The sequence below is a fragment of the Moraxella tarda genome (genome assembly GCF_035181405.1).
Taxonomy (GTDB): Bacteria; Pseudomonadota; Gammaproteobacteria; order Pseudomonadales; family Moraxellaceae; genus Moraxella.
Window position 1 is genome coordinate 324561 of record NZ_JAYGGV010000001.1, and the last position, 25499, is coordinate 350059.

Annotated in this window: 20 protein-coding genes and 3 tRNA genes; 10 read left to right on the top strand and 13 right to left on the bottom strand. The window is 41.8% G+C overall.

All coding sequences use genetic code 11. From position 1 onward, the window contains the following. Nucleotides 1-172 precede the first annotated feature (172 nt). Nucleotides 173-1210, top strand: coding sequence for a hypothetical protein (locus U9670_RS01620; protein WP_323841756.1), 1038 nt, complete (start codon nt 173-175; stop codon nt 1208-1210). 77 nt (nt 1211-1287) lie between these two features. Here U9670_RS01620 and U9670_RS01625 read toward each other — a convergent pair whose 3' ends face one another. Then, nucleotides 1288-1578 (bottom strand): YeaC family protein, encoded by a 291-nt coding sequence (locus U9670_RS01625; RefSeq protein ID WP_323841755.1) that lies wholly within the window; start codon nt 1576-1578, stop codon nt 1288-1290. A gap of 14 nt (nt 1579-1592) precedes the next feature. Further along, nucleotides 1593-2567 (bottom strand): NAD(+) kinase, encoded by a 975-nt coding sequence (locus tag U9670_RS01630; RefSeq protein WP_323841754.1) that lies wholly within the window; start codon nt 2565-2567, stop codon nt 1593-1595. A 175-nt stretch (nt 2568-2742) separates the two neighbouring features. Here U9670_RS01630 and U9670_RS01635 point away from each other — a divergent pair, with 175 nt between their 5' ends. Further along, the gene (locus U9670_RS01635; RefSeq protein ID WP_323841753.1) at nt 2743-3465 is read left to right on the top strand and encodes a Bax inhibitor-1/YccA family protein; all 723 of its coding nucleotides are present in this window, start codon (nt 2743-2745) and stop codon (nt 3463-3465) included. Between the two features lie 161 nt (nt 3466-3626). Here U9670_RS01635 and U9670_RS01640 read toward each other — a convergent pair whose 3' ends face one another. Then, nucleotides 3627-6218 carry a heavy metal translocating P-type ATPase gene (locus U9670_RS01640; protein ID WP_323841752.1) on the bottom strand — a complete coding sequence of 864 codons (2592 nt, stop codon included), beginning with the start codon at nt 6216-6218 and terminating at the stop codon, nt 3627-3629. A 239-nt stretch (nt 6219-6457) separates the two neighbouring features. On the opposite strand from U9670_RS01640, the gene mrcB reads away from it, so the two are divergent. After that, complete coding sequence (mrcB, locus tag U9670_RS01645; RefSeq protein ID WP_323841751.1) at nt 6458-8857, top strand: penicillin-binding protein 1B; 2400 nt, start codon at nt 6458-6460, stop codon at nt 8855-8857. 109 nt (nt 8858-8966) lie between these two features. Here the strand turns inward: mrcB and purH are convergent, their stop codons facing one another. Beyond that, the gene (purH, locus tag U9670_RS01650; protein ID WP_323841750.1) at nt 8967-10565 is read right to left on the bottom strand and encodes a bifunctional phosphoribosylaminoimidazolecarboxamide formyltransferase/IMP cyclohydrolase; all 1599 of its coding nucleotides are present in this window, start codon (nt 10563-10565) and stop codon (nt 8967-8969) included. Between the two features lie 181 nt (nt 10566-10746). Continuing rightward, nucleotides 10747-11670: a 50S ribosomal protein L11 methyltransferase gene (prmA, locus tag U9670_RS01655; protein ID WP_323841749.1), complete on the bottom strand. Its 924-nt coding sequence runs from the start codon at nt 11668-11670 to the stop codon at nt 10747-10749. A 207-nt stretch (nt 11671-11877) separates the two neighbouring features. Between prmA and U9670_RS01660 the strand changes: the two genes are divergently transcribed. Continuing rightward, nucleotides 11878-12183, top strand: a complete 306-nt coding sequence (locus tag U9670_RS01660) for a CopG family transcriptional regulator (RefSeq protein WP_323841748.1) — start codon at nt 11878-11880, stop codon at nt 12181-12183. 112 nt (nt 12184-12295) lie between these two features. On the opposite strand, the gene sppA is transcribed toward U9670_RS01660, so the two are convergent. From sppA to U9670_RS01700, 8 genes are all read right to left on the bottom strand, one after another. After that, nucleotides 12296-13324 carry a signal peptide peptidase SppA gene (sppA, locus tag U9670_RS01665; protein ID WP_323841747.1) on the bottom strand — a complete coding sequence of 343 codons (1029 nt, stop codon included), beginning with the start codon at nt 13322-13324 and terminating at the stop codon, nt 12296-12298. A 122-nt stretch (nt 13325-13446) separates the two neighbouring features. After that, complete coding sequence (locus U9670_RS01670) at nt 13447-15972, bottom strand: ComEC/Rec2 family competence protein (protein ID WP_323841746.1); 2526 nt, start codon at nt 15970-15972, stop codon at nt 13447-13449. Nucleotides 15973-15991: 19 nt separating this feature from the next. Next, entirely contained in the window at nt 15992-16699 is a 708-nt protein-coding gene (gene ispD, locus U9670_RS01675; protein WP_323841745.1) for a 2-C-methyl-D-erythritol 4-phosphate cytidylyltransferase, read from the bottom strand. A gap of 72 nt (nt 16700-16771) precedes the next feature. Then, a complete protein-coding gene (locus tag U9670_RS01680; RefSeq protein WP_323841744.1) occupies nt 16772-17176 on the bottom strand; it encodes an FtsB family cell division protein in 405 nt (134 codons plus the stop codon). Between the two features lie 42 nt (nt 17177-17218). Continuing rightward, on the bottom strand, nt 17219-18532 hold the full coding sequence (eno, locus tag U9670_RS01685; protein ID WP_323841743.1) for a phosphopyruvate hydratase: 1314 nt from the start codon (nt 18530-18532) through the stop codon (nt 17219-17221). Nucleotides 18533-18638: 106 nt separating this feature from the next. Continuing rightward, nucleotides 18639-19502 (bottom strand): 3-deoxy-8-phosphooctulonate synthase, encoded by an 864-nt coding sequence (kdsA, locus tag U9670_RS01690; RefSeq protein WP_323841742.1) that lies wholly within the window; start codon nt 19500-19502, stop codon nt 18639-18641. A gap of 89 nt (nt 19503-19591) precedes the next feature. Further along, complete coding sequence (gene pyrG, locus U9670_RS01695) at nt 19592-21220, bottom strand: CTP synthase (protein ID WP_323841741.1); 1629 nt, start codon at nt 21218-21220, stop codon at nt 19592-19594. 132 nt (nt 21221-21352) lie between these two features. Continuing rightward, on the bottom strand, nt 21353-21943 hold the full coding sequence (locus U9670_RS01700) for a DNA-3-methyladenine glycosylase I (protein WP_323841740.1): 591 nt from the start codon (nt 21941-21943) through the stop codon (nt 21353-21355). 73 nt (nt 21944-22016) lie between these two features. Here U9670_RS01700 and U9670_RS01705 point away from each other — a divergent pair, with 73 nt between their 5' ends. The 6 genes from U9670_RS01705 (at nt 22017) to U9670_RS01730 (ending at nt 25450) form a co-directional block, all read left to right on the top strand. Further along, nucleotides 22017-22343 (top strand): rhodanese-like domain-containing protein, encoded by a 327-nt coding sequence (locus U9670_RS01705; protein WP_323841739.1) that lies wholly within the window; start codon nt 22017-22019, stop codon nt 22341-22343. 264 nt (nt 22344-22607) lie between these two features. Then, nucleotides 22608-22684: transfer RNA gene (locus tag U9670_RS01710), tRNA-Pro, on the top strand. Nucleotides 22685-22773: 89 nt separating this feature from the next. Continuing rightward, nucleotides 22774-22850 (top strand) — tRNA-Arg (locus U9670_RS01715). A 36-nt stretch (nt 22851-22886) separates the two neighbouring features. Then, nucleotides 22887-22962 (top strand) — tRNA-His (locus tag U9670_RS01720). A gap of 286 nt (nt 22963-23248) precedes the next feature. After that, a complete protein-coding gene (locus tag U9670_RS01725; protein WP_323841738.1) occupies nt 23249-24070 on the top strand; it encodes a thiazole synthase in 822 nt (273 codons plus the stop codon). An 18-nt stretch (nt 24071-24088) separates the two neighbouring features. Next, nucleotides 24089-25450: a WS/DGAT/MGAT family O-acyltransferase gene (locus tag U9670_RS01730; protein WP_323841737.1), complete on the top strand. Its 1362-nt coding sequence runs from the start codon at nt 24089-24091 to the stop codon at nt 25448-25450. Nucleotides 25451-25499: the final 49 nt, after the last annotated feature.

Below are 25499 nucleotides of genomic sequence, written 5' to 3' on the forward strand. Positions count from 1 at the left end.
TAAATTGTGATTCAATCAATGGCTTTTTAACTGATGATTTTATCAAAACATCGCTGGCTTATTGGTCAGCCTAAACAATCAATGGCTTGCCTTTTGAGCAAAAAAAACTTTTTAAGCAAGAAATCAGCAATCCATATTTAATATTTTACATCACTGATTATTAGGAAAAAATATGCAATATTCATTCAGAGCAGCCAGACGACCTTCATGGCGTGGCATTTTAGCCGGACTTATCATGGGTTTGGTCGTTAGCATGATCATGCTCGCTTTGGCGTTGGTCATCGGCTCATTCTTGTCATTAGATTTGCGAGGTGCTGGTATTGCTGCGGGAGTTTATGCCATCATTACAGCTTTAATCAGTGCTTTTGTGGCAGGTTATTTTGCTGTTAAAGCATCAGCACCTGAGGCTTTGTTTGGCGATGGTACTGACATTTTACCAAAAGATGCTACCTTAATTGGTATTTTGACCGCCGCCACCATCGTTGTTATCACAACCTTCTCAACCATGAATGGGTTGGGCAGTGTTGTTCGCACTGCTGGCTCTGCCATCAACACAACCGCCAGTGCAACCACCAGTGTTATTGGCTCTATCGGCTCTCTTAGCTCTGCAGCAGTAGCAGGTGCAGCCGCCTCAGACACATCATCAAACGAAGGTATCACCAATAAAGCACAAGAGCTTTATCAGCAAGCCACTGGCAACATCAGCCGCGAAGACATTGAACAGTGGATTGCTAAAAACAACGAAACATTCTCCAAAGAGCAAATCAGTGCATCTGCCAATGTGGTAGAAAAAACGGTTAACACCACCAAAAATGAAGTCAAAAACATGGACTTTACCAGCATTGATACTTGGAAAAATCTAGATGACTACGCCAAACAGCGTGCTGCCGAAATTGAGCATGTTTTGACTGGTGATGAAATCATCGTTCAGTTACAAAACGAAGGCCTAAGTGAAGCTGAAGCCCAACAGATTCGTAACGAAGCAGTTTCTGCTTATCAAGAATACAAAGCCAAAACCGAACAAGCGGTTGCTGATGCTAAACTTAAAGCAGAACAAGCTCTGGCTGCCGCCGAAGATGCTGCTCGCAAAGCTGCACTATATTCTGGTCTGTTTTGGTTGATTAGCACATTGCTAACCTTTGTAGCTTGTGTACTTGGTGCGAGAAAAGCCGCTGCCAACTATCGTTTGATTCGTCCCTTGATTCACTAATCATTCATAGTATCAATAAAAAAAGCCATATTTTATGGCTTTTTTTATTTGTTAAAATCTTCAACAGCTGTTAAATATTAATTTTTAAACACCACAGGCTGCTCGGCATTTGGGTAATGATGTTCATGCTCGACATCGCATTCTTCACCAATGATATTGCCCTGTTTGTCTTTTGGTTTTTCAATATAGCCTGTGCGTTCTTCGGTTGGCAGGTATTCATGTTCCCAAACCATCACCGCCTGCATACAAGTTTGGCGTTGCTCATCTGTTAGGCGTACACCATTTTCCCATTTGCCAATTTCAATGGCAGTGCGAAGCTTGGCAACAATTTCAGGGTTAAGACTGTCTAAAATGTCTTGCTTATTCATAAATTTTCCATCATTTAAGTTTTTAGGGCAAATTCTTCGTTATACAAATTCCAGTGAAGCTTGGTGCGACACGCTTCATAAAAATTATAGCCTGGTGGGTGTAGTAGCAATAATGTCTTTTCATGTTTGGCAATCAGTAAAGTTTGGTCATTGTCAAGTGGTGCAGACGCCTTGCCATCAGCCCCAACCATTGGTTGCGTGCGGTTATCTTTGTGAATATTGATGGCGATTTGGTTACCGCCTGCCACCACGAGCGGTCGGCTTGATAGCGTGTGTGGGTGCATAGGGACAAGACAAATTGCATCAATTGTTGGGTGGATAATTGGTCCACCAGCCGACAACGAGTAAGCAGTTGAACCTGTTGGTGTAGAAACAATCAGGCCATCTGCGTGCTGACGATAGACAGGCGAATCATTGATGTGTAGCTCAAAGTCGATGGTATGTACCGACTTTCCAGCGTGAAGCACCACATCATTAAGTGCCACATCTTCATGAATGACGACATCGGTCGGCTTACCGTTTTCATCATTTTGTACAATTTTGAAAGTTAATAAAAACCGCTCAACCAACCAATAATCACCATCTAATACCCGCAACAAACGCTCATTTAACTCATCAGGATTGACATCTGCCAAAAATCCCAAACGACCACGATTGATACCAAGTACGGGCACATCAGTACCCGCCAAAACGCTGGCTGCGTGCAACATCGAGCCATCACCACCAACCACAATCACAAAATCACAATATTCACCGATTTTTTGACGCGGAACAATCTTAAATTGATGCCCATCCACTCTGTCAAAATCAAGTTGCAAACCCTGAATGGCGGCCGTTTCAGTATCAATAATAATAGATAAATCTCGTTCATCAAGTAAAGCAATCAGCTCATTCAAAGTTTGTATAACACTGCTTTTTCCAGCACGCCCCATAACGCCAATACGACGAAATGGCGGACGCTTTGGGTGATTATTGATAAAATTCGACATAACAACCAATAAAAAAATAAAGCATATGATACCAAAAAACACAATCTTAGTACAAGACAAGTTTTTAGAAAAACAAAATCAATTATCAGCCCTACAAAAAACTTGATTTTTAAAAAAATCTCTTTATAATCAATTAAATAATTATCCACAACCTTAAATGATACAAGGAAAAAATATGGCAAATCCTATCATTAGCCGTACCGAACTTGCTGTCGGCGGTGTTACCATGTCTGTCGGCGGTGTGGTTCGCAAAAGTGCATTTTTGTTAGCACTTGCTGCCATCTCTGGTTTTGGCGTATTCTTTTATGCTTTGATGGGTGGTATATCCATAAATATGCTGTATCCACTGGCATTGGTCGGCCTTTTTGCTGGCATGGGTTTAGGCTTGGCAAGTGCGTTTAAGCCACATTTAGCCAAAAGCCTTGCTGTACCATACGCCCTTTGTGAAGGTGTATTGCTAGGTGCATTTAGTACCATCATGTATTTTAGATATCCTAGCGTGCCATTGTCAGCCTTATCGGCAACTTTCATCACAGCAGCCGTCATGCTGACGCTATACACCACAGGTATTGTCAAAGTTACCGAAAAATTTCGCTCAATCCTAACATCAGCCATCATTGCCATTGGTATTTTATACCTTGTGCAACTTGGTTTTAGACTGTTTGGCTCAAGTCTGCCCTTGCTTTTTGATGGAGGCATGGTAGCAATTGGCTTTAGCGTTTTTGTTACCATCATTGCATCATTTAGCCTGTTGCTTGATTTTGATAATGTTGAAAAAGGCGTGCAATATGGCGTCTCACAAGAATACGAATGGACCTATAGCATTGGCATTCTATCAACGCTGGTTTGGATGTATATTGAATTTTTGCGTTTAATCGGCTATTTGCAAGACGATTGATTTTAAGTCAATAACATAAAAAACCGCATTTTTTTAAGTGCGGTTTTTTTATCAATCTAAAACGAGACAAACTGCATCACAGCATCACAAGTTTTATCGCAGAATGCTAAGCTTGTATCGCCATCAATTAAATACACAAGTAATGACATCAACCTTTAAAATCAACGCTTCAACCGCATGGCATTTGCCACCACAAGCAGACTAGACAGCGACATACCAATTGCCGCAAGCCAAGGTGGTACATAGCCAAATGCCGCAGGAATTAACACCGTGGCGTTATAAATAATTGCCCAACGAAGGTTTTGGCGAATGATTTTTTGAGTCCTAATCGCCAAATTAATTGCCTTGCTAATTGACAATAGTCGCCCCCCAAGCAATACGCTATCTGACGATACTTGTGCCAAGTCTGCCGCTCCTGCCATTGCCGTTGAAACATTTGCCGCTGCAAGTACTGGTGCGTCATTAATGCCATCACCCACCATCAATACGGTAGCATCTTTGGCCTGCAAATCTTTAATATGATCAACCTTATCTGCTGGCGTTAGGCCAAAATAAGCACGCTCAATACCCAACGATTTTGCCACTTCAAGGGCATTGGGATTAGGATCACCTGTCAGCATGATGGTCATGATACCTTGCCGCTTTAATTCATCAATCATTGCCTTTGCATCAGCACGAATGGCATCGTTAAAATAAAATCTTGCCAATACCTGCCACTCACCTGCCACATGGCACGATAAAAGCACCGACATATTGGCCTGATGTTTGGCAAGATTTTCCGCCAAATTGATCGGCAATTCACCTTTTGGCCGGACAAATTTTTCATGCCCTATACGATATAAAACCCCTTCAATCTCTCCCTCAACACCACCTGCCACATGGTGAACACTGTCTTTAACCTCTGGCAAATGTAGACCATGTGCCGCCGTCAAAATCGCCCGTGCCACAGGGTGTTTTGAGCCAACCTCAAGAGCTGCAGCAACTTTTAAAGCCTGCGTCTTATTGATTACGCTGACCGTATCTAATAGATTTGCCTGCCCTAAAGTCAATGTGCCAGTTTTATCAAAACAAGCACAACAGACCTCAGAAAGCGTCTGAATGACATGACCACGGGTTGCCAAAAAGTCATTCTTTGCCAAGCGGTTAGTCGCCACTGTCAATGCAATGGGTGTAGCCAGACTCAATGCACATGGGCAGGTCGCTACAAGCACCGCCACCGTTGCCCACAGTGCTTCGTTTTTATCAATAAACCACCATACCGCAAAAACAAGGTAAGCCAATATCAATACACGAGCAACAAACCAACGCGCCATCTTGTCGGCATCTTGGGCAATTTTAGGCTTCTCGCTCATTGCACGATTCATCAGACGGTCAATCAGAGCAATCTGACTGTCATCAACTTTGGTGGTAACAACCATAAAAAAAGGCTGACTGTCATTTTGTGAGCCACCCACCACTTGATCGCCACAAGTTTTGACAATCAAATCACTTTCACCTGTCAAAAGACTCTGCGACACCGTGGCAGTATCAGATAAAAGCACACCATCAGAGACAATGTGTGAACCTGCATCAATACGAATGATGTCGCCTACCGCCACCGATTGGGCAAGTATTTTATCTTTATCAGCATGAGCATTTGGCAAATCAGTATGAATATCTAGATGAGATTGCCACCAATTTTTGATGATGTCTCTATTGTCATCTTGACAGCCTGCATTGTTCATCAATTGGACAGCCAAATCATCATCATGAGCAATTTTTGATAATAAAATCGGCTCAATTACCACAAGGTCTGAGGCCATATTTGACGCTTTTAGACGAGCGTTTTGCTCAATATAACGCCCTGCCAAAAGAAAGAAAATAAACATTGATACCGAGTCAAAATACGCCTCGCCAGTCCCTGTCAAGGTCGCATAAACACTTGCACTAAAAGTTGTGATAAGAGCAATGGATACAGGCACATCCATATTCACTTGGCGTACTTTTAAAGTATTATAAGCAGATAAAAAAAATGGTATGCCAGCATAAAAAATCACAGGAATGGTAACAAAAAGTGCCACATAACGCAAAAAATCTCGATGTTCAATGAGTATGCCTGTATGCTCACCAAAATACATACCAATAGAAAACATCATTGCTTGCATCGCCCCAAGTGCTGCAATGGCCAAGCGAATGAGCATTTGTTTATTTTGGCGTTTTAGCATGGCCTCGTGTGTATCTTGGCGATACGGCTTGGCCTCATAACCTACCGAATGCACCGCCTGTAAAATTTGCCCAATATCACAGCGACTCTCGTCCCAATTGACACGCATTCTTTGCTGAGTTAAGTTTACTTGGCACATACGCACGCCATCAATAGCACGCAGTCGTGTCTCAATCAACCAAGTACACGCTGAACACCGTAGATTGAGTACCGATAACTCTGCTGTATTACCGCCATCTTCAGCATAGACAAATTGTGCTTTGATGTCATCATGATTATATGCATCAAAGTTCATCGCATCAGGTAAACTTGCAGTTGGGCTAATCTCACGGCGGTCAAGATAATACTGAGACAACCCAGACTCTACAATACTTTGGGCTGCCAACTGACACCCCAAACAGCACATAGGGCGTGGTTTTTCAAAAATCACCGCAAAAAATGGCTCTTTTGGTAGCACCTCACCACAGTGAAAACACGCACCCTCAGGTGGTAAAATTAAAGAGTGGGCAATTTCATCAACGCTTTTATCCACATCGCTCACGGCATTCATTGTTTTTTTCCGACAGTTAATCGCATGATTGCAGACTTTATTATAACATAATCATATTTTAATGGCTTTTAATAAGTGTTCCACCCACATATTGCCCATCAGAACAAAACTAAGAATACCTAGGTCAAATCAATACAAAGCAAATCACAGGCAAATCACAGGCAAAAATCATTTTAACACTTGCCAAAATACCAACAAATCGTTAGTATGGTTCATCATTTTTTATAAAACAAAATCTTATGTCAATAAAAAACTTACCAAAAAACGGTGCGATAAAGCACCAAAACGGCTCGGTGATTGGTTTTATTCTACTCATCATTATCATGACGGCAATGATTTTGCTTGGGTTGTATGCTTATTATCTAAATAGCACAATCATCAATAAATTTGAAAATCGCCGTTGGGACATTCCTGCAACCGTTTATTCTAGACCGTTAGAACTATATCCTAATGCACCTTTAAATAATGACGATCTTGATACTTGGCTAAAATTGCTCAATTACAGTCAAAATTCATCATCGCAAGGTGGCTATCAAAAATCGGGCGATACCTACACAATTTATACGCGTGGTTTTGATTACGGCAACGGTGATGTAGAGAGCAAACAAACCATCAAAATAAGCCTTCTTAATGGCAAAATCACACGCCTTATGACAAGCAGTCCCACCAACAAAAGCATGCTACGCCTAGAGCCTGTCAATGTCGGTGGCATCTATCCACAAAACAATGAAGATCGCATTTTGCTCACACCAGACAATGTGCCAAAACATTTGGTCAATGCACTTGTTGCCACCGAAGACCGCAATTTTTTTGAGCATCATGGCATCTCTTTGCGTGGTACAGCTCGTGCGATTTTATCAAATCTGACAGGTGGTGCACGCCAAGGCGGCTCAACCATCACCCAACAGCTCATCAAAAACTTTTATCTAAATTCTGAACGCACACTCAGACGCAAAGCCAATGAAGCAATCATGGCATTGTTGTTAGAGCTACACTACGGCAAAGATGAAATTTTGCTTGCTTATTTAAATGAAATTAACCTTGGGCAAAATGGCAATCGCTCGGTAAATGGCTTTGGTATTGCCTCGCAGTTTTATTTTAATAAGCCCCTATCCGAACTTCGCCTTGATCAGTATGCCCTGCTTGTTGGCATTGCCAAAGGATCTAGTTATTACAATCCTAGAAAGCACCCAGAGCGTGCACTAGAACGGCGAAATACAGTATTGCACAATATGCTCACCACAGGCAAAATCAGCCAAAGCGAATACGACATCGCCACCAAAAGAGCTCTAGATGTGGTTAAGACCCCAACCATCTCTCGAAGTCGGTTTCCTGATTTTTTTGATGCGATCTCTCGTGAGCTCAAAGCCTACTATCGTGAAGAAGACCTGCAAAATCGAGGTCTTAAAATCATCTCAACACTTGACCCCATCGCCCAAGCACACGCCACCAAAGCCATCATCAACGGCACCAACAACAATCTACAAGGTGCTTTGGTGAGTGCCAACCCCACTACAGGCGAGATAGTTTCTATTGTTGGTAGTCGTGATAACTTCACAGGTTTTAACCGTGCTATTGATACCAAACGCCAAGTTGGCTCACTATTAAAGCCAGTCATTTACCTTACCGCCTTTCAGTCAGGTCGTTACAACCTTGCCAGCAGTGTTGATGACAGCCCTATCAGCTACACCATCAATGGCAAAGCTTGGACCCCAAAAAATTACAACGGTGTATCACACGGCCAGACACCCATAATGACCGCCCTTGCACAGTCTTATAATCAAGCAGCAGTTAATGTTGGCATGGAATTCGGTCTTAATATTTTTCATCGCCAATTAAATTCACTTGGCGTCAATGAAAGTTTTTCTAATTATCCATCGATATTACTTGGGGCGGTAGATTTATCACCAGTAGAAATGCTTGGTGTGTATCAGATTTTTGCCAATGGTGGCATGAGTACACCTCTACACACCATCAATAAGGTCATTGACGATAAAGGCAATGTCCTACAAAATAGCGACAAGCGTACCCAAATCCGTCTATCGCCAGAGGCAACTTATCTTACCAATCATGCCATGCAACAAATATTTAAACATGGCACAGCACAAGCAGGAAATTTTGATTCTGGCCTAAACTTAGCAGGCAAAACAGGCACAACTAACGATGGGCGAGATGCTTGGTTTGCAGGATATAGTGGCAACTATGTTTCGGTAGTATGGGTTGGGCGAGATGATAATAAACCAGCAGGCCTGACAGGCAGTAAACACGCCTTGCCGATTTGGCGTGCATTCATGCAATCACTAAAACACAAGCCTGTCAATCTTGCCAAACCAGACAATATTGAATGGGTATGGCTGGATAATGGTACAGGGTTACTGTCTCAAGAGGGTTGTCAAAATGCACTTTGGCTGCCTGTCATTCGTCAGTACACCCCCAATAATTATGCTGATTGTACCAGCAGTTTTTTTTATGACGGTCAATTTGATGACCAAATCAATGAACTTGGTGATGATCGCTTGATAGACATACAAACAGACCAAACCAACGGCATTTTTGATGAAAGCCCATCTCACACCAAACCAAATAGCAAAGAATCGCCCATACCTAATGAAGCAACAGATGATTTTTTAAACCACTAGATTGGACTGTCATTAAATTTGGTTGAGTCATTAAAAAACCTAAGCTATTTTTAATCAAATCAATAAAAAATCCGCTCAAACTTGAGCGGATTTTTTGTATTTAAAAAAACTAGTGGCGAAAATGACGCATTCCTGTAAATACCATGGCAATCCCATGCTCATTAGCAGCAGCAATTGTCTCATCATCACGCATAGAACCCCCAGGCTGGATAATGCACTTAATACCAGCAGCGGCGGCATTATCAATGCCATCTCGGAATGGGAAAAAGGCATCTGATGCCATGACCGCACCTTCAACCACAAGGCCTGCATGCTCAGCTTTAATGGCGGCAATGCGAGCAGAATTTACACGGCTCATCTGGCCTGCACCAATACCGATGGTCTGACGGTTTTTGGCATACACAATGGCATTAGACTTAACATATTTGGCAACCTTCCAAGCAAAAATTAAATCATCTAATTCTGCGTCGGTTGGTGCTCGCTTAGTAACCACTTTCAAATCATCTTTATCAATCATGCCCAAATCTTGGTCCTGCACCAAAAGACCGCCATTAACACGCTTATAATCAAGTTGAGTAACACGATGATTGGGAGCTGGCAACTCACCGCAGACAAGCACGCGGATATTTTTCTTCGCACCTGTGATGTCTAACACACCGTCAGCCACACTTGGGGCGATGATCACTTCAACAAATTGACGCTCAACGATGGCTTTTGCGGTATTGATGTCCAGCTCACGGTTAAAGGCGATGATACCACCAAATGCCGACTCTGGATCGGTTGCATAAGCCAAATTATAAGCATCTAAAATCCCATCTGACGATACCGCCACACCACAAGGATTGGCATGCTTAACGATGACGCAAGCAGGCTTGGTGAATGATTTAACGCATTCTAAGGCAGCATCTGTATCGGCAATATTATTATAAGATAATTCTTTGCCTTGGAGCTGGCAAGCTGTTGAAACAGATGCCTCTTTTGCACCGCTTTCTACATAAAATGCCGCTTTTTGATGCGGATTTTCACCATAGCGTAGTTCTTGAGATTTATATAACTGAGCATTAAAAGTACGCGAAAAATCAGTTGTTGGTGTTGAATCTTCGCTTGGGCAAACAGCATTTTCATTGAGTCTTGCTCCAAAGAAAGAAGCAATCATGCCATCATAACCTGCTGTGTGCTCAAAAGCTTTGACCGCCAGATCAAATCTGGTGGCATAGCTAATCTCACCAGTATTATTAATCTCACTCAGCACACGCTCATAGTCAGCAGGATTTGTGATGATGCCAACATGAGCATGGTTTTTGGCAGCAGAACGCACCATCGCAGGGCCGCCAATGTCAATATTTTCAATGGCGTCTGACATTTTTACATTAGGTTTGGCAACAGTCTGGGCAAATGGATATAAGTTGACAGCAACGATATCAATGCGGTCAATGCCATGTTCATTCATCACCTCATCATCAATACCACGGCGACCCAAAATACCACCATGAATTTTAGGATGCAGCGTCTTAACACGACCGTCCATCATTTCACTAAAACCTGTGTGGGCAGAGACTTCAATGGCTTTTACGCCAGATTCGGTCAATAACTTAAATGTACCACCAGTAGATAAAATGCCAAAACCAGCTTCGCTCAAGCCTTTGGCAAATTCAACAATACCTGCTTTATCAGACACAGACAGCAAGGCAAAACGCTCAAAACTCATAACACACCTTAATATAATATAAAATACAAAAAGAAACCAACAAAGCACCCATAATATACCACTTTAAGCAATTTTTATAAAGGGGTGCATGCCTGACTTTGATTTTTAGCATACGATAATATTAGCCAGCATACCAATGCGCATGGGTTTTTACATTGATACTTTAAAATTCATGGCTTTATCAGTTCTTAACGCCTGATAATCTATGCCAATGATGATCATCTGCATTGGCATAATTAAATACATCATCAAGAGTAAAAAATGGCACATAAGCATCAATCACATCTTGGGTTTGATTTTCAATCAGACCTGCCAGTACAATTAATCCTCCATCTTTTAGCAACATACTAAAATACGGTGCAAAGCCAATGAGTGGCTTGGCAAGGATATTTGCTGTGATGACATCAGCTTGTAGGCACTCTGCCTTTTGAAAAGCAGAAAATTCCTCTGGCAAGAACACTTCTAGGCGGTCAGCCACGCCATTTAAGGCAGCGTTTTGTTTGGTCGCCAAGATTGCCTGTGGGTCAATATCTACAGCATAAACACACTTTGCCCCAAGTAGTAAGGCTGCCACACCAAGCACGCCAGAGCCACAGCCATAATCAATCACAACTTTATCGGTTAAATCTTGACCAGACAACCAATCAAGACATAGACGCGTTGTGGCATGATAGCCAGTCCCAAAAGCAAGACCAGGGTCTAAAATCAGGTTGATTGCCTCTGGATCAGGGGCTTTTAGCCACTCTGGCACAATCCATAAATTGCCCGCACATTTGACAGGCTTATAATGTTTCATCCACTCACGAGACCAGTCCTTATCGTCAAGTCGTGTCGTCCAAAATCGAGTTGCGCCTACTTGGGCGGCAATCGTACTTGCCATGCCTTCAAAGTCTGTACCATCAAAGCGGTCATCAGAATTGGTATCAAAAATGGCGGTCAAGACCACATCCGCCCAAAGTGGTTCTTCACCAGGCATTGGCTCAAACAATGGTTCATCACCAGCATCTTCTAGAATGATCGAAACCGCCCCTTCTTCATAAAATAACGCTTCGGCAAACTCAACTTGATCTTTTGAGCATTGTAAATGCAGCTGCTGCCAAGACATAATAACACCTTTTATCTTAGTTAAAATTCGTGTTATTATAACAAATTTAGCTGACAAATTACGCCAAATTTATCATTAAAAATTCATTGGGTTGAAACTTGTCAAAATCACAAATTGTCACAGTTATTATCATGGTCAATTGGTTATTTTAATAAAATTTATGATAAAATATAAAACTCATCACTCATTGACAACCCAAAATATCTCATGATTTCCCCAAAAATTAAAAACAAATACCTAAGCCACCCAGAAATCATCATGCGTCCTGTGCATCTTCGTTTATCCGAAGAAATCATCGCCCATCTAGAAGAGACTGCCAGTGTGCATGGCTTTAACCGCATTCAAGGCCTAATTCGCTTATATATTCGTCAAGGTCTTGATCGTGATAATTGTAATTACAGCCTAGCCGATGATGTTTTATTCATCGAAAAATTACGCAAAAAAGGTGTCAGTCAAAAAATTATTGATGAGGCCTTGGCTGACATTAATAAAAATTGCGACTTAGATTGCTAGATGGATTGCTAGATTACTCATTCAACTAAAAAATCAGCATTGCCACAATAAAAAAGACGAACTTTCATTCGCCTTTTTTATTAGTACATCAAGATGTCAACCAACTCAATCATTAGCGTAAAGAGATATCCTCTTCTAAAATACCAATTTTAACACCCTGACCCAAACCCTTGCCCACTTGCACACCAAAACGGTCAAAAAATTGCTTAACAGGATCAACATAGCTATAATTAACCTGCTTTAAATCAAGCTGTTTTTCAAGTTGCGACATACCACCAATCTTATCTGCCAAACCCAGCTTCACAGAATCTTTTCCTGTCCAAAATAATCCTGTAAATAATTGATTCTCATCAGGATTTTTAAGTTTATCGCCACGACCTTGTTTGACAGCGTCAATGAAGTTTTGATGCGTGGTATTCAGCATTTTTTGTACATGGGCTCGCTCAACATCGGACATCGAACGAGAGATGGACAAGATGTCTTTATATTCTCCTGCGGTCATGGTGCGATCAGCCACGCCTGCTTTGTCCAGTAGTTTCTCAATATTATAGCCCGACATAATCACACCAATTGAACCAACCAAACTTGATGAATTTACCCATATTTCATCTGCTGCTGACGCAATGTAATAAGCACCTGACGCACCTGTATCACCAATGACAGCATAAAGCTTTTTATTAGGATAATCTTTTTTGAGCTGCATTGCCATTTGCCAGACTTCATCAGATTGCACAGGCGAACCACCAGGTGAGTTGATGGCAATCGCCACCGCCTTGGCATTATCATTTTCAAAAGCCTCAGTCAATGCACTGTTGATGTGATACGCATTTGCCTCACTGCTTGATGAAATCACCCCCTGAACATCAACAACTGCCAAATGTGGCTCGCCAATGCCAAGTGGTGCATTTGTCATTTCAGTTGGAGCACAACCACGGGAAAATATTAATGCAAAAAGCACCACATAAGCAAAAGTTAATAGCTTAAAAAATATGCTCCAACGGCGTGCACGACGCTGCTCTTGAACACTTGCCAACATGGTTTTTTCGATGATTTGCCACTCTGGCGTTGCAGACTTTGATGATGCAGATGGAATCGATGTTTGATGATTAGAATGAGAATTGGGATTTGGTGGCCATGCCATGTCTTTATCCTTATTTTTAAATTTCACAATAACTAAATGTTGATTTGCCAAAGCACGATGACCTCGACAAAATAGTGCGTATTGTACCCTAAAAGCCATCAAGATGATAGCCTGGACAATGACTACCACGGTGCTGTCATGAATTTTTGTTGCACATTTGCATCACTTTTAGAAAGCGGATGAGACAGCCAAAGCCCATCATAAGAGGCTTTTTTGGGAGCAATATTGGATTTTTCATCTTGGCAAATCCACTGCCAAAGTTGCCAAGTATTATCGTGTGTTGCTCCATTGACAATCACTCGATAAATCGTCTCTGGCGTGGCTGGATTGACCACATCATCAGACGCATCATAATTCTTAGATTGCTCAGCGACCTGAAAATTTTTGGCATTTTTATCAGCAGTAGCAACCAAATCAATCTGCATGGGTTGCTGACTTTGTATCTCAATGGTACAGCCCCAAACTGTCTTATCAGCAATCTCTTGCCAACCCGTCAATGCACGCACCGACAAGCCCTCCATCTGATAAATTTGCCCTGCTTGGCAAGTTTGTACCGCCAAAGTATTCAAAGATACCTGCGTACGCCCTGCTTGCCAATAATGCAAAATCGGCAATCGCTCATGAATGCTTGCCACCACACTGGGCAAGCTGGCGTTTGGCGTTTGAGCAACCACGCCTGTTAATGTACTCACACCTTGGCGTTTTAACCCATCTGTCAAAATATTGATTTGGCTGATAGACAGTGGTTTTGCCCCAAAATCAGACAACAGCAACCATGCTTGTGTGTTATTTTTTATCAATACCGCCTGAAAATTTTCATTGCCTGTTGGTATGACTTTAAGTGCAGTCGTCTGATTTTTTTGTGCAAAAAATACATCATTCATCAGCATCAAAGTCAGTATTGACAATGGTAAAACCGCCATATACTTAGGCAAGATTTTACTCAACATTGGCAAAAGCATCAGCCCAAAAAGCAAAAAGCCCGCCGCCCCAAACGGTGCATACAACCAAGAATCCCCTAACAAAAATAGCTCAAAGGCATTGTGTATCTTGGTCAAAATCGCTAATGATAAGTCCCAAAGCACATCGGCAACACTTGGTGAAATGACAAATGCCACGCCTGCCAACAGATTGATTGGCACAATAACACCACCAAATAAACCCACAGCAAACAAATTAACCAAAACACCCCATAATGACACTTTGCCAAAAAATAATAAGGATAGTGGCAACATGGCAATGAACAGCCAAATCTGCAATCTGATCAGTTGCTTTATGTTTTGCCATAACCGAAAACCGATTGGCACACCCTGCATTACTTGGGCTTCATAACACATGAGCAACAGTACCGCCACAAAGGACAACCAAAAACCTGCCTGCCATAGCACATAGGGATCAAGCCACGCCATAAACAAACCCACCATAAACAACATGGTTAGATTTGAGATGGGCAATACCAGATACCTTGCTATTGACATCATAACAAGCATGTAAACCGTACGCACAGCAGGCACATCAAATCCTGTAAAAACTGCATAGACAACACTCACCACAATCATTACGATGAGACGAATCTGCCAACGCGACAGCGAGGTATAAATCTTGGGGTAAATACTGTCTGATATCGCTGTTATGAGTCCTGCAAGCATCACCGCCAAAAACACCACATGAGTGCCCGATATGGCAAGCAAATGTGAAATACCTGCCAACTGATACAGCTCTTTGGTTGTGCGGCTAATTAACGCACGATCGCCTGTTAGTAGGCTTAATGCCACTGCTCTGGCTTGCTGATTTGGCGTATCAAGCGTATGCCAATCATCATAAAAATGCGTTCGTAATCTTTGCCGAAGCCCCTGTAAATATTCAGCAAAATCATCATAAGCAGCATGATGCACCACATCATCAATTGACAGTACGCGTGCATTAGCATGAATGTGTCTGGTATGTAGCCAAATATTACCATCAAAGCCATTTTCACCCTTTTTTGTGTCAATTGGCTCAAGCAATAGTGTCATGCGAGCAGTTGTGTTAGGGGTTAGCCCATCAAGATGATGCAAATTTTTGGTGGTGTTGGCATTTGCCATCAGCAGTACAGTCATGGTGCTGGGCAGTGAAACAAGGCCAGATGACCAAGACATTTGAGAGGGCTGAGAAAAATCTGATTGCACAAATGGCATAGAAGCGTGAGGGCTGGCAAAAGGATTATGCAAACTTGTCATGCCATCACCTTCTAAATGCAGCACCAAATTTAAGTCATCAATCCTTGCCCTCTGCCGATAACTTGTACCAGCAAACTTGTCATAAATAGCATCGCTGATTTCATCAATATGTACCGTTGCCGTTACGGTATAAGGCTTATCAATAGTAAATTGCTCAAATTCATGATGTGCCATCATCGCACGCAAACCAAATAGTACAAACAGCACCATCAACAGCAGTAATTGCAATGTCCGCTTCAACGCAAAACAGTGCAATTTTTTTGTCATCATCAGCCCAAAAGCTGATGCCACAAGCACACTTGATAATACACCAAACAGCCAAGGTGTCAAAAACCATGCAGACAAACCATCACCAAGTGATGTTTTTGGCATGACTGCCAACACACCAAGCATAAAGGCAATGATGAACACGCTGATAATACTTGGCATAACCCTCCTAAATGTGTCATCAATCCAATAAACTTGTTGCAATAAGTCGCAGTAGTGGCAAGTCTTCTGCATGGGTTAGCTTCATATTTAGCCGTGAACCATGCACAATTTGCACGCCATGCCCCAACATTTCAAAACCACTTGCTTCATCGGTGATATTTAGTCCACATTCTAAAACCTTAGATAAGACATTTTCAAGTGTTTTTAGATGAAAAGCTTGCGGTGTTTGTGCTTGCCACAACCCATTTCTATCAACTGTTTTGATAATATTATCATCATCAACTTGCTTTAAAGTATCAACGACAGGTGTCGCAAGTATCACTCCTTGTCTTGGCGTACTGTCTAATGCACGCAAAAGCTTCATCAAATCAGACTCAGGCAAACAAGGGCGTGCTGCATCATGAATCAACACCCAATCATCATCACCTGCACCCCGCTCACGAATCTTTTTAACACCATTCATCACCGATTGCCATCGCTCTGCTCCGCCCCACGCTTGATAAATTGGCTTGGCATAGATGAGTGTCAAATCCCCAAAATACATATCATCTTGGGCAACAACCAAAGTTAAGTCATCAATACCGTCAATATTCAATCTTGCCATACTCTCTTCTAGCACAGTTTTATCCGATAATGTCAGATATTGCTTAGGTTTATCAGCCCCAAAGCGTGATCCTTTGCCTGCTGCCGCCATGAGTGCGTGTATGGCACGATGTGTATTTGTCATTTTTTACCTGATTTAATTAAAATAAGTTTGATTAAAAAAATAAGACTGGCATTGTGCCAATCTTATTTATCATCATTGTGCTGTGCCGTCATCTATTTCCAAGCTCTCAATAGGCTCAATGGCATCTGCCTCTTGGTCCAATTCCTGGTTCATTTGCCGACTGTAAGTTACAGGTGCATTTGACAACTGAAAAAAGGTTTCACCAGACTTGATCAACCCCAAGTCAAGCCTTGCATGCTCTTCAATGGCTGATGTTTGAGTTTTTAAATCACGCACATCAGCACGCAACAAATTATTGATATAGGCTTGCTCGGTATTGATGGCGTTTTGTTTAGCAATTTGTTCATTTAACACATTCAAACTGGCATGGCCATTTTCACCATGCCAATATTGATGTTGCAACAGTAGCAATATGACAAGTGCAAAACCTATCAGGCACACATAGCCCACCCCACCCAAACGCTTAGGCTGAGTCATGAAGGCTGAGTTTTTTGTTGTGTTTACCACAGATACACTCAATTAACCACGCAGTCCGATAAATTCTTCACGACCACGAAAAGCCGCAGTTACTTGTTGCTCAATGCGTAATAGTTGGTTGTACTTAGCAACACGGTCAGATCGGCATAGCGAACCTGTCTTAATCTGACCTGCCGCTGTACCCACCGCCAAATCAGCAATCGTACTGTCTTCGGTTTCACCAGAGCGGTGGCTGATGACGGTTGCATAGCCATTTTCTTTAGCAAGATAAATGGCGTCTAGTGTTTCAGACAGCGTACCAATCTGATTAAATTTAATCAAAATGGCATTGGCAATATGCTGATCAATACCTTGCTTTAAGATTTTTGGGTTAGTAACAAACAAATCATCACCCACCAACTGCACCTTGTCGCCAAGTTGCTTGGTCAAATACGCCCAGCCGTCCCAGTCGCTCTCATCAAGACCATCTTCAATAGAGATGATTGGATATTGACGACATAAACCTGCCAGATAGTCAGCAAAACCTTCGCTGGTATAAGATTTACCCTCGCCTTCTAACACATACTGACCGTCTTTGTAAAACTCGCTAGACGCACAGTCAAGAGCAAGATGGATGTCCTGACCTGCCTTATATCCTGCTTGCTCAATGGCTTTCATAATGACAGTGATGGCCTCTTCATTTGAGCGTAGATTTGGTGCAAAACCACCCTCATCACCCACTGCGGTATTTAGCCCTTGAGCTTTTAGGACAGATTTTAGACTATGAAAAATTTCTGTACCTGCACGCAGACTTTCAGAGAAACTGGTAAAACCTACAGGCTCAATCATAAATTCTTGAATGTCCACAGTGTTGTCTGCGTGTGCACCACCATTTAGAATATTCATCATCGGCACAGGCATAGTCAAAGAAGTCTGACCACGCAGATTGGCGATGTACTGATGTAGCGGTAAATTTTTAGCAATCGCTGCAGCACGCGCAGCAGCCAAAGACACTGCAAGCGTGGCATTTGCTCCCAGTTTTTCTTTATTTTCTGTACCATCAAGCTCAATCAAAATTTTGTCAATTTCAGCTTGTGTAGTAACATCTTTGTCCATGAGTGCTGAACGGATTTGGCTATTAACATTGGCGACAGCTTTTTTTACACCCTTACCCAGATAACGAGACTTATCGCCATCACGCAGTTCAAGGGCCTCACGAGAACCTGTTGATGCACCAGACGGTGCGGCGGCACGACCGCATACGCCATTAGCCAAAATCACATCAGCCTCAATGGTTGGGTTGCCACGAGAATCCAAGATTTCACGAGCAACAATGTCTTTGATTTCAAAGGCATTATCAGTAGTTTCAGCGTACATATTGTGTTCCTTTTATCATAAAATTGATTGGATATAAAATCATTGTCAAAGTGGTAAAATATCTAAACACCAATGATTAATTTGCATGATTTAAGTGGTGGATTGGTCATTGCGTGTTTAGCATGGCAAAGCCTTTTACCAAATCATCAATCTGCTTTAACTGCATTAAAAAAGGTTCAAGCTGATCAAGTCGCAATGCACAAGGACCATCGCATTTTGCTTCATCAGGATTTGGGTGTGCCTCTAGGAACAGACCTGCCAATCCTGTCGCCATGCCTGCACGAGCCAAGGTTGTGATTTGATGGCGACGACCACCAGCACTGTCAATTCTGGCTCCCGGCTCTTGTAGTGCATGCGTTACATCAAAAAAGACAGGCACATTCATCGCCTTCATGATGTCAAAGCCAAGCATGTCCACGATCAGATTATTATAGCCAAACGAGGTGCCACGCTCGCACAAAATCACCTTATCATTACCAGCTTCTAGGCATTTATTGATGATGTGTTGCATCTCATGTGGTGCCAAAAATTGAGCCTTTTTGATATTGATGACCGCCCCAGTTTTTGCCATCGCACTCACAAGATCGGTCTGACGGCTTAAAAAGGCAGGCAACTGAATGATGTCCGCTACTTTTGCCACAGGTGCAGCTTGATACGGCTCATGCACATCGGTGATGATTGGCACATCATATTTTTCTTTAATGTCGTTTAGCCAAGTCAAACCAGTCTCAAGGCTTGGACCACGAAAAGAATGCAGGCTTGAGCGATTTGCCTTATCAAAACTTGCCTTAAATACATAGCCAATGTTTAGGCGGGTACAAATATCGATATAGCACTCAGCAATCTCAAAAGCAAGTTCACGACTTTCTAGCACATTCATGCCACCAAACAGCACAAAAGGCTTGTCATTGCCAATTTCAATCCCCGCCACATTGATGTGTGAATTGGGTCTATTTAATGACTGCGTCATCATTACTTCCTTTTTATTGAAGTTATTTTACTTGACTTAAAACACCTTGAACAAAAAGCACACCAACTTTTTGGCATGCTTTGTATTTGTTAGCCTTTCACATCAATTGCCGCCTTGATAAAGCTATTAAACAGCGGATGTCCACCACGAGGCGAGCTGGTAAATTCTGGGTGGTATTGCACCGCCACAAACCAAGGGTGGTTCTCAATTTCCACCGCCTCTACCAAATGTTGCTTAGCGGAGTAACCCGAAATCTTCATACCTGCTTTTTCAAGCACCTCAATATAGCGGTTATTCATTTCGTAGCGATGGCGATGGCGTTCGGTGATATTCTGTGCACCATAAATTTTGGCAAGTTTTGAATCAGGCACCAGCTGCGCCTCTTGTGCACCCAGTCTCATCGTACCGCCCAAATCGCTATCATCTGAGCGGATTTGTAATTCACCTTTTTCATCAAACCATTCGGTAATCAGCCCAATGATTGGATCGGCAGCCTTACGGTCAAATTCGGTTGAGTTGGCTTGTAGCCCCAGTACATTGCGTGCAAATTCAATCACAGCAAGTTGCATACCCAGACAAATACCCAAATACGGCTTATTATTTTCACGAGCATACCGCACCGCCATCATCTTGCCCAAAGTACCACGCTCACCAAAACCACCTGGCACCAAAACCGCATCGCATGATTTTAATTCGTCCATCAAGCATGGTTCGGTTTCTAATTTTTCGGCATCAATATAATGAATTTTGACTTTGGTTTTATTGTGAATGCCTGCATGTAATAATGCTTCATTAACTGACTTATAAGCATCGGGCAATTCAACATATTTGCCTACCATCGCCACAATAATCTCGCCTTGTGCTGTGAATAAGCCTTCAATCACCTTGTCCCAATCAGACAGGTCGGCTTCTGGTACATCAAAACCAAAGCGTTCGCACACCAAATCATCAAGATTTTGCTCATAAAAAGTGCGTGGAATTTCATAGATGCTGCGGGCATCTTTACACACCACAACAGCACGCTCTGACACATTGGTAAATAGGGCAATTTTACGCTTGGTGTCAGCATCAACATCATACTCGGTGCGACATACCAAAACATCTGGCTGAATACCAATAGAGAGTAGCTCTTTGACAGAATGCTGGGTTGGTTTCGTTTTTAGTTCACTGGCAGATTTAATATAAGGAAGTAAAGTTAGGTGCATGAGCATTGAATTATCATGCCCAAGCTCCACTTGTAGCTGACGCACCGCCTCCATGAATGGTAAACTCTCAATATCACCTACCGTACCACCAATTTCAATGATAGCAATGTCAAACCCTTCACCAGATGCACGCACGCGTGCCTTAATCTCATCAGTAATATGAGGAATGACCTGAACCGTACCGCCCAGATAGTCACCACGACGCTCTTTGGCAAGTACAGTCTGATAAATACGCCCCGAGGTAAAATTATTCACCTTGCTCATTTTTGAATGACGCAAGAAACGCTCGTAATAACCTAAGTCAAGGTCGGTCTCTGCACCATCTTCGGTAACAAAAACCTCTCCATGCTGAAATGGACTCATCGTCCCTGGATCAACATTGATATAAGGGTCCATTTTAGTCATGGTAACCTTTAGGCCACGAGCTTCTAAAACGGCCGCCAAAGATGCAGCAGTAATGCCCTTACCCAAAGATGACACCACCCCACCTGTTACAAAGATAAATTTAGTCATAATCATTCAACGCTTACTGGTAAAACCGAATTTTACTAAAATTTACCAAAAAAATATAGGGGGAGAATGAATTTTTTACGCTTTCTTTTTAAAAATACTTTATTCTTTTTTTTGGGCAAGTTTTGAAACAATTTAGATTTTGGTGTATTTAAAGTCGCAATCGCTCATATGATCGTTTACCATGCCACAGGCTTGCATATAGGCATAGCAGATGGTTGCACCGACAAATTTAAAGCCGTCTTTTTTAAGCTGTTTTGATAACATCACACTTGCATTGCTTTGGGTGGGAATGTCAGCTAAATTTTTTGGCTGATTGACAAGCGGTGTCTGAGCCTGATGACACGCAACAATCCCCCAAATATAATCATTAAATGATTGATTTTGCGTTACTTTTAAATAGGCTTTGGCATTGCCAATAATCGCCTGTATTTTTAAGCGATGACGAATGATGCCAGCATTATTCATCAGTTCATCAATTTTTTGTTCATCGTATTTGGCAATTTTGATTGCATCAAAGCCATCAAACGCACGATAATAAGCATCTTGCTTTTTTAAAATAGTAATCCAGCTTAATCCCGCTTGCATTCCTTCTAAACACAACATGGCAAACAGGCGTCTATCATCATGACAAGCCACTCCCCATTCATCATCATGATAAGCTTGATAAATTGGGTCATCGCCACACCAAGCACAGCGTTTTTTAGCATTTATTATCATTGTCATCTTAAATCATTTGTGTTAAATTGAAAATATTATACAATTTTTTGATTATTTTTTTATTACTTTGGAGTAAAGAATGATAACCCAACTGGATATTAAAGATTTCACCCCAAGTGCAGACAAAATCATTTGGGATGTGCGAGACTTACAAAACTACCAAGACGGGCACATACAACACGCAAAAAATGTCCCGCTAGATATGCTCAATCAAGAATTGCTAGACGCCACCACAGGCGACATCTATGTTTTGTGTGGTGGTGGCACCAAAGCCGAAAAAGCCGTCAATTACCTAAATGACCTCAACCCCAATCGCAACATCATTCATCTGACAGGCGGTACTCGTGCCGCAAAAGCCCTTGGCATGAAAATCATCAGCAAAAATGATGACACCAAAACACAATAGAACACTATCAAAATTAAAATTAAAAAGTATTTTTTGGTAGCCAACAACAACTGATGACACCATTAAAAACAATTTTTGTCGAAGATGTCATCAGTTGACAAATGCGATGGTAAATTTAAAAAAATCAATAAAATCAAATATTTATGAATTTTTTATTATTTTTTTAAAAAAATTAATTGACACACTGGCATCTTGCCTGTATCATACGCACCACAACGAACGATGGCAGATAACGAAAGTTAAAGCCTAGGTTAAAAAGTAAATCGGAGTGTAGCGCAGCTTGGTAGCGCATCTGGTTTGGGACCAGAGGGTCGGGGGTTCGAATCCCTCCACTCCGACCAATTTCAAAGCCTTAACGGCTTTTTTTGTTAGTAGTTATTAACTTATTATTTAAGTAATAACATTGCTAAACTAACATTAAGCCACATGAGCGCCTGTAGCTCAGTTGGATAGAGCATCTGCCTTCTAAGCAGGTGGTCGCAGGTTCGAATCCTGCCAGGCGCGCCATTTGCCTGATTTTATTTTTTTATTTTTAAAATTATGGTGGCTATAGCTCAGTTGGTAGAGCCCCGGATTGTGATTCCGGTTGTCGTGGGTTCAAGTCCCATTAGTCACCCCATATTCAAAAAAAGCCTCTTTTCATAAGTAGGCTTTTTTTATTTAATTCAATATTTCTCAACACCCCATATGACCGCATTCATTGATATTTAGCCAAACATCTAGCCAATTTTTTTATATCAAAAATTTTAATCAATCTAAAAATTGGTTATCAACCCAATATTTGATTAAAATCAATCATCATGCAATTAGCTTAATTTTTAGTAAAAATACTTGGTAAAATTTGCTATACTAACCAGCACTCTTATCAATTTTATCATTAAAATTCACACAACAAGAGCCGTATTATGACCACAACCATCTCCACTCAATCTCCAAACAGTCTGGACAATGATATTTTAAATATTGGTAGCCGCTCTTTTTCATCTCGTCTGCTGGTTGGTACAGGAAAGTACAAAGACTTAACCCAAACAGGCAATGCCATCAATGCCAGTGGCAGTGAAATTGTTACTGTTGCAATTCGTCGTACTAATATCGGTCAACATAAGGGTGAGCCAAATCTACTTGATGTGATTTCACCCAAAGATTATACCATTTTACCAAATACTGCAGGTTGCTTTGATGCCAAGAGTGCCATTCGCACCTGCCAGCTTGCTCGTGAATTGCTTGATGGGCATAATTTGGTCAAATTGGAAGTTTTAGGCGATGAAAAAACGCTTTACCCCAATGTTACCGAGACTCTAAAAGCGGCGCGTGTATTGATTGATGATGGCTTTGATGTGATGGTCTATACATCAGACGACCCAATCATTGCCAAAGAATTAGAAAACATGGGCTGTGTGGCAGTCATGCCCTTAGGTAGCTTGATTGGTTCTGGCTTGGGTATACTTAACCGCCATACGCTAAGCATCATCATTGAAAATGCCAATGTGCCAATCTTAGTAGATGCAGGTGTTGGCACTGCCTCTGATGCAGCAATAGCAATGGAGCTTGGTTGTGATGGTGTGTTGATGAATTCTGCCATCGCCTACGCACAAAACCCTGTACTGATGGCACACGCCATGAAAAATGCTGTCATTTCAGGTCGTCAAGCTTTTTTGGCAGGTAGAATGCCCATGCGAAAAACGGCAGTTGCAAGCAGTCCACAAACTGGATACTTTTTTCAATAGTCACAAGGAATGACCACCGTGCGTGCTTTAACTGCTGTTGACCATCTTTTTTTGATTTTAGAATCAAAAAAACAACCCATGCATGTGGCAGGGCTTTGTATTTTTGAAATGCCCTTGGGGGTAGATGGCAACCATGTGAGCGAGTTTATTCAGCAAATCAAAGCCAATAACGCAACGCCCAGCTTTCCTTTTGATCAGGTTTTGGTCAAATTTGGCTTTTGGGACAGCCAAAAGAATTTTGATATCAATCATCACATCAAACACATCAAGCTCCCTGCCAATAGTGGTACTGACACACTCATGGCACATATCTCGGCTGCACACGGAGAAATGCTTGATCGTAAACGGCCTTTATGGGAGCTTCATCTCATTGAAGGGATTGAGCCAGAACAAGATGGCGCACCCATGCGTTTTGCCATTTATCTTAAAGTGCATCACGCCATGATGGACGGTATCGCTGCCATGCGTTTACTTCAACAATCACTATCTTGTTCGCCCGATGACAAATTCAGCCTGCCTTTTTGGTCATTATCCACCAAATACCGCAGTCAAATCGATGCCATCTTACCCATTCATAAACCGCCCATAAACATCATCAAAGAGCAAATCAATACCATCAAGCCTGTCATTCGTGAAGTCATACGAGGTTTTAAGCATCGCCATCGCAAAAATTTTCTAAGCACCTTTAATGCCCCCAAATCCATACTAAATCAGCGTATCTCAAACACTCGCTCGCTCATATTCAAATCCTTTGATAAAAGGCGGTTTGCCACAGTTGCTCAGTATTTTTCAGTAACAACCAACGACATCATTTTGGCGGTAAGCTCTGGTGCGTTACGAGATTACCTCATCAGTCAAAACGCTTTGCCCAATAAACCCTTGGTTGCCTTTGTGCCAGTCAGCTTACGCCAAGATGAAAGTAAAATCGGCAATCAGCTGTCATTTTTATTGACCAATCTGGCAACCGATGAATACGACCCTCTTAAAAGGCTAAATACCATTAAAGCAAGCATTAACAGTGGCAAAAGACGCTTTTCTCGCATGACGCAAGCACAAGTGATTAATTACAGTGCATTGATTTATGGCTGGGCTGGCATCAATCTTGCAACCAGACTTTATCCTGCCAAACAAGCCTTTAATCTCATCATCTCTAATGTGCCCAGTAAGAATGAACCGCTTTACCTAAATGGTGCACGCTTGACAGGAATTTTTCCTGCATCAGTATTGTTTGATGGTCAAGCTCTTAATATCACGCTCACCAATTATGAAGACAAACTTGATTTTGGCATTACCGCTTGTAATAGTGCCTTACCAAACATTGATGTCTTACCGCAGTTGATTGAGAAAAATCTGACAGAATACGAAAGCCTTCTAGATTGACACTTGCTTTAATGAGTAAATTTTCAAATAAAAAACCCAAGCTTTTAAC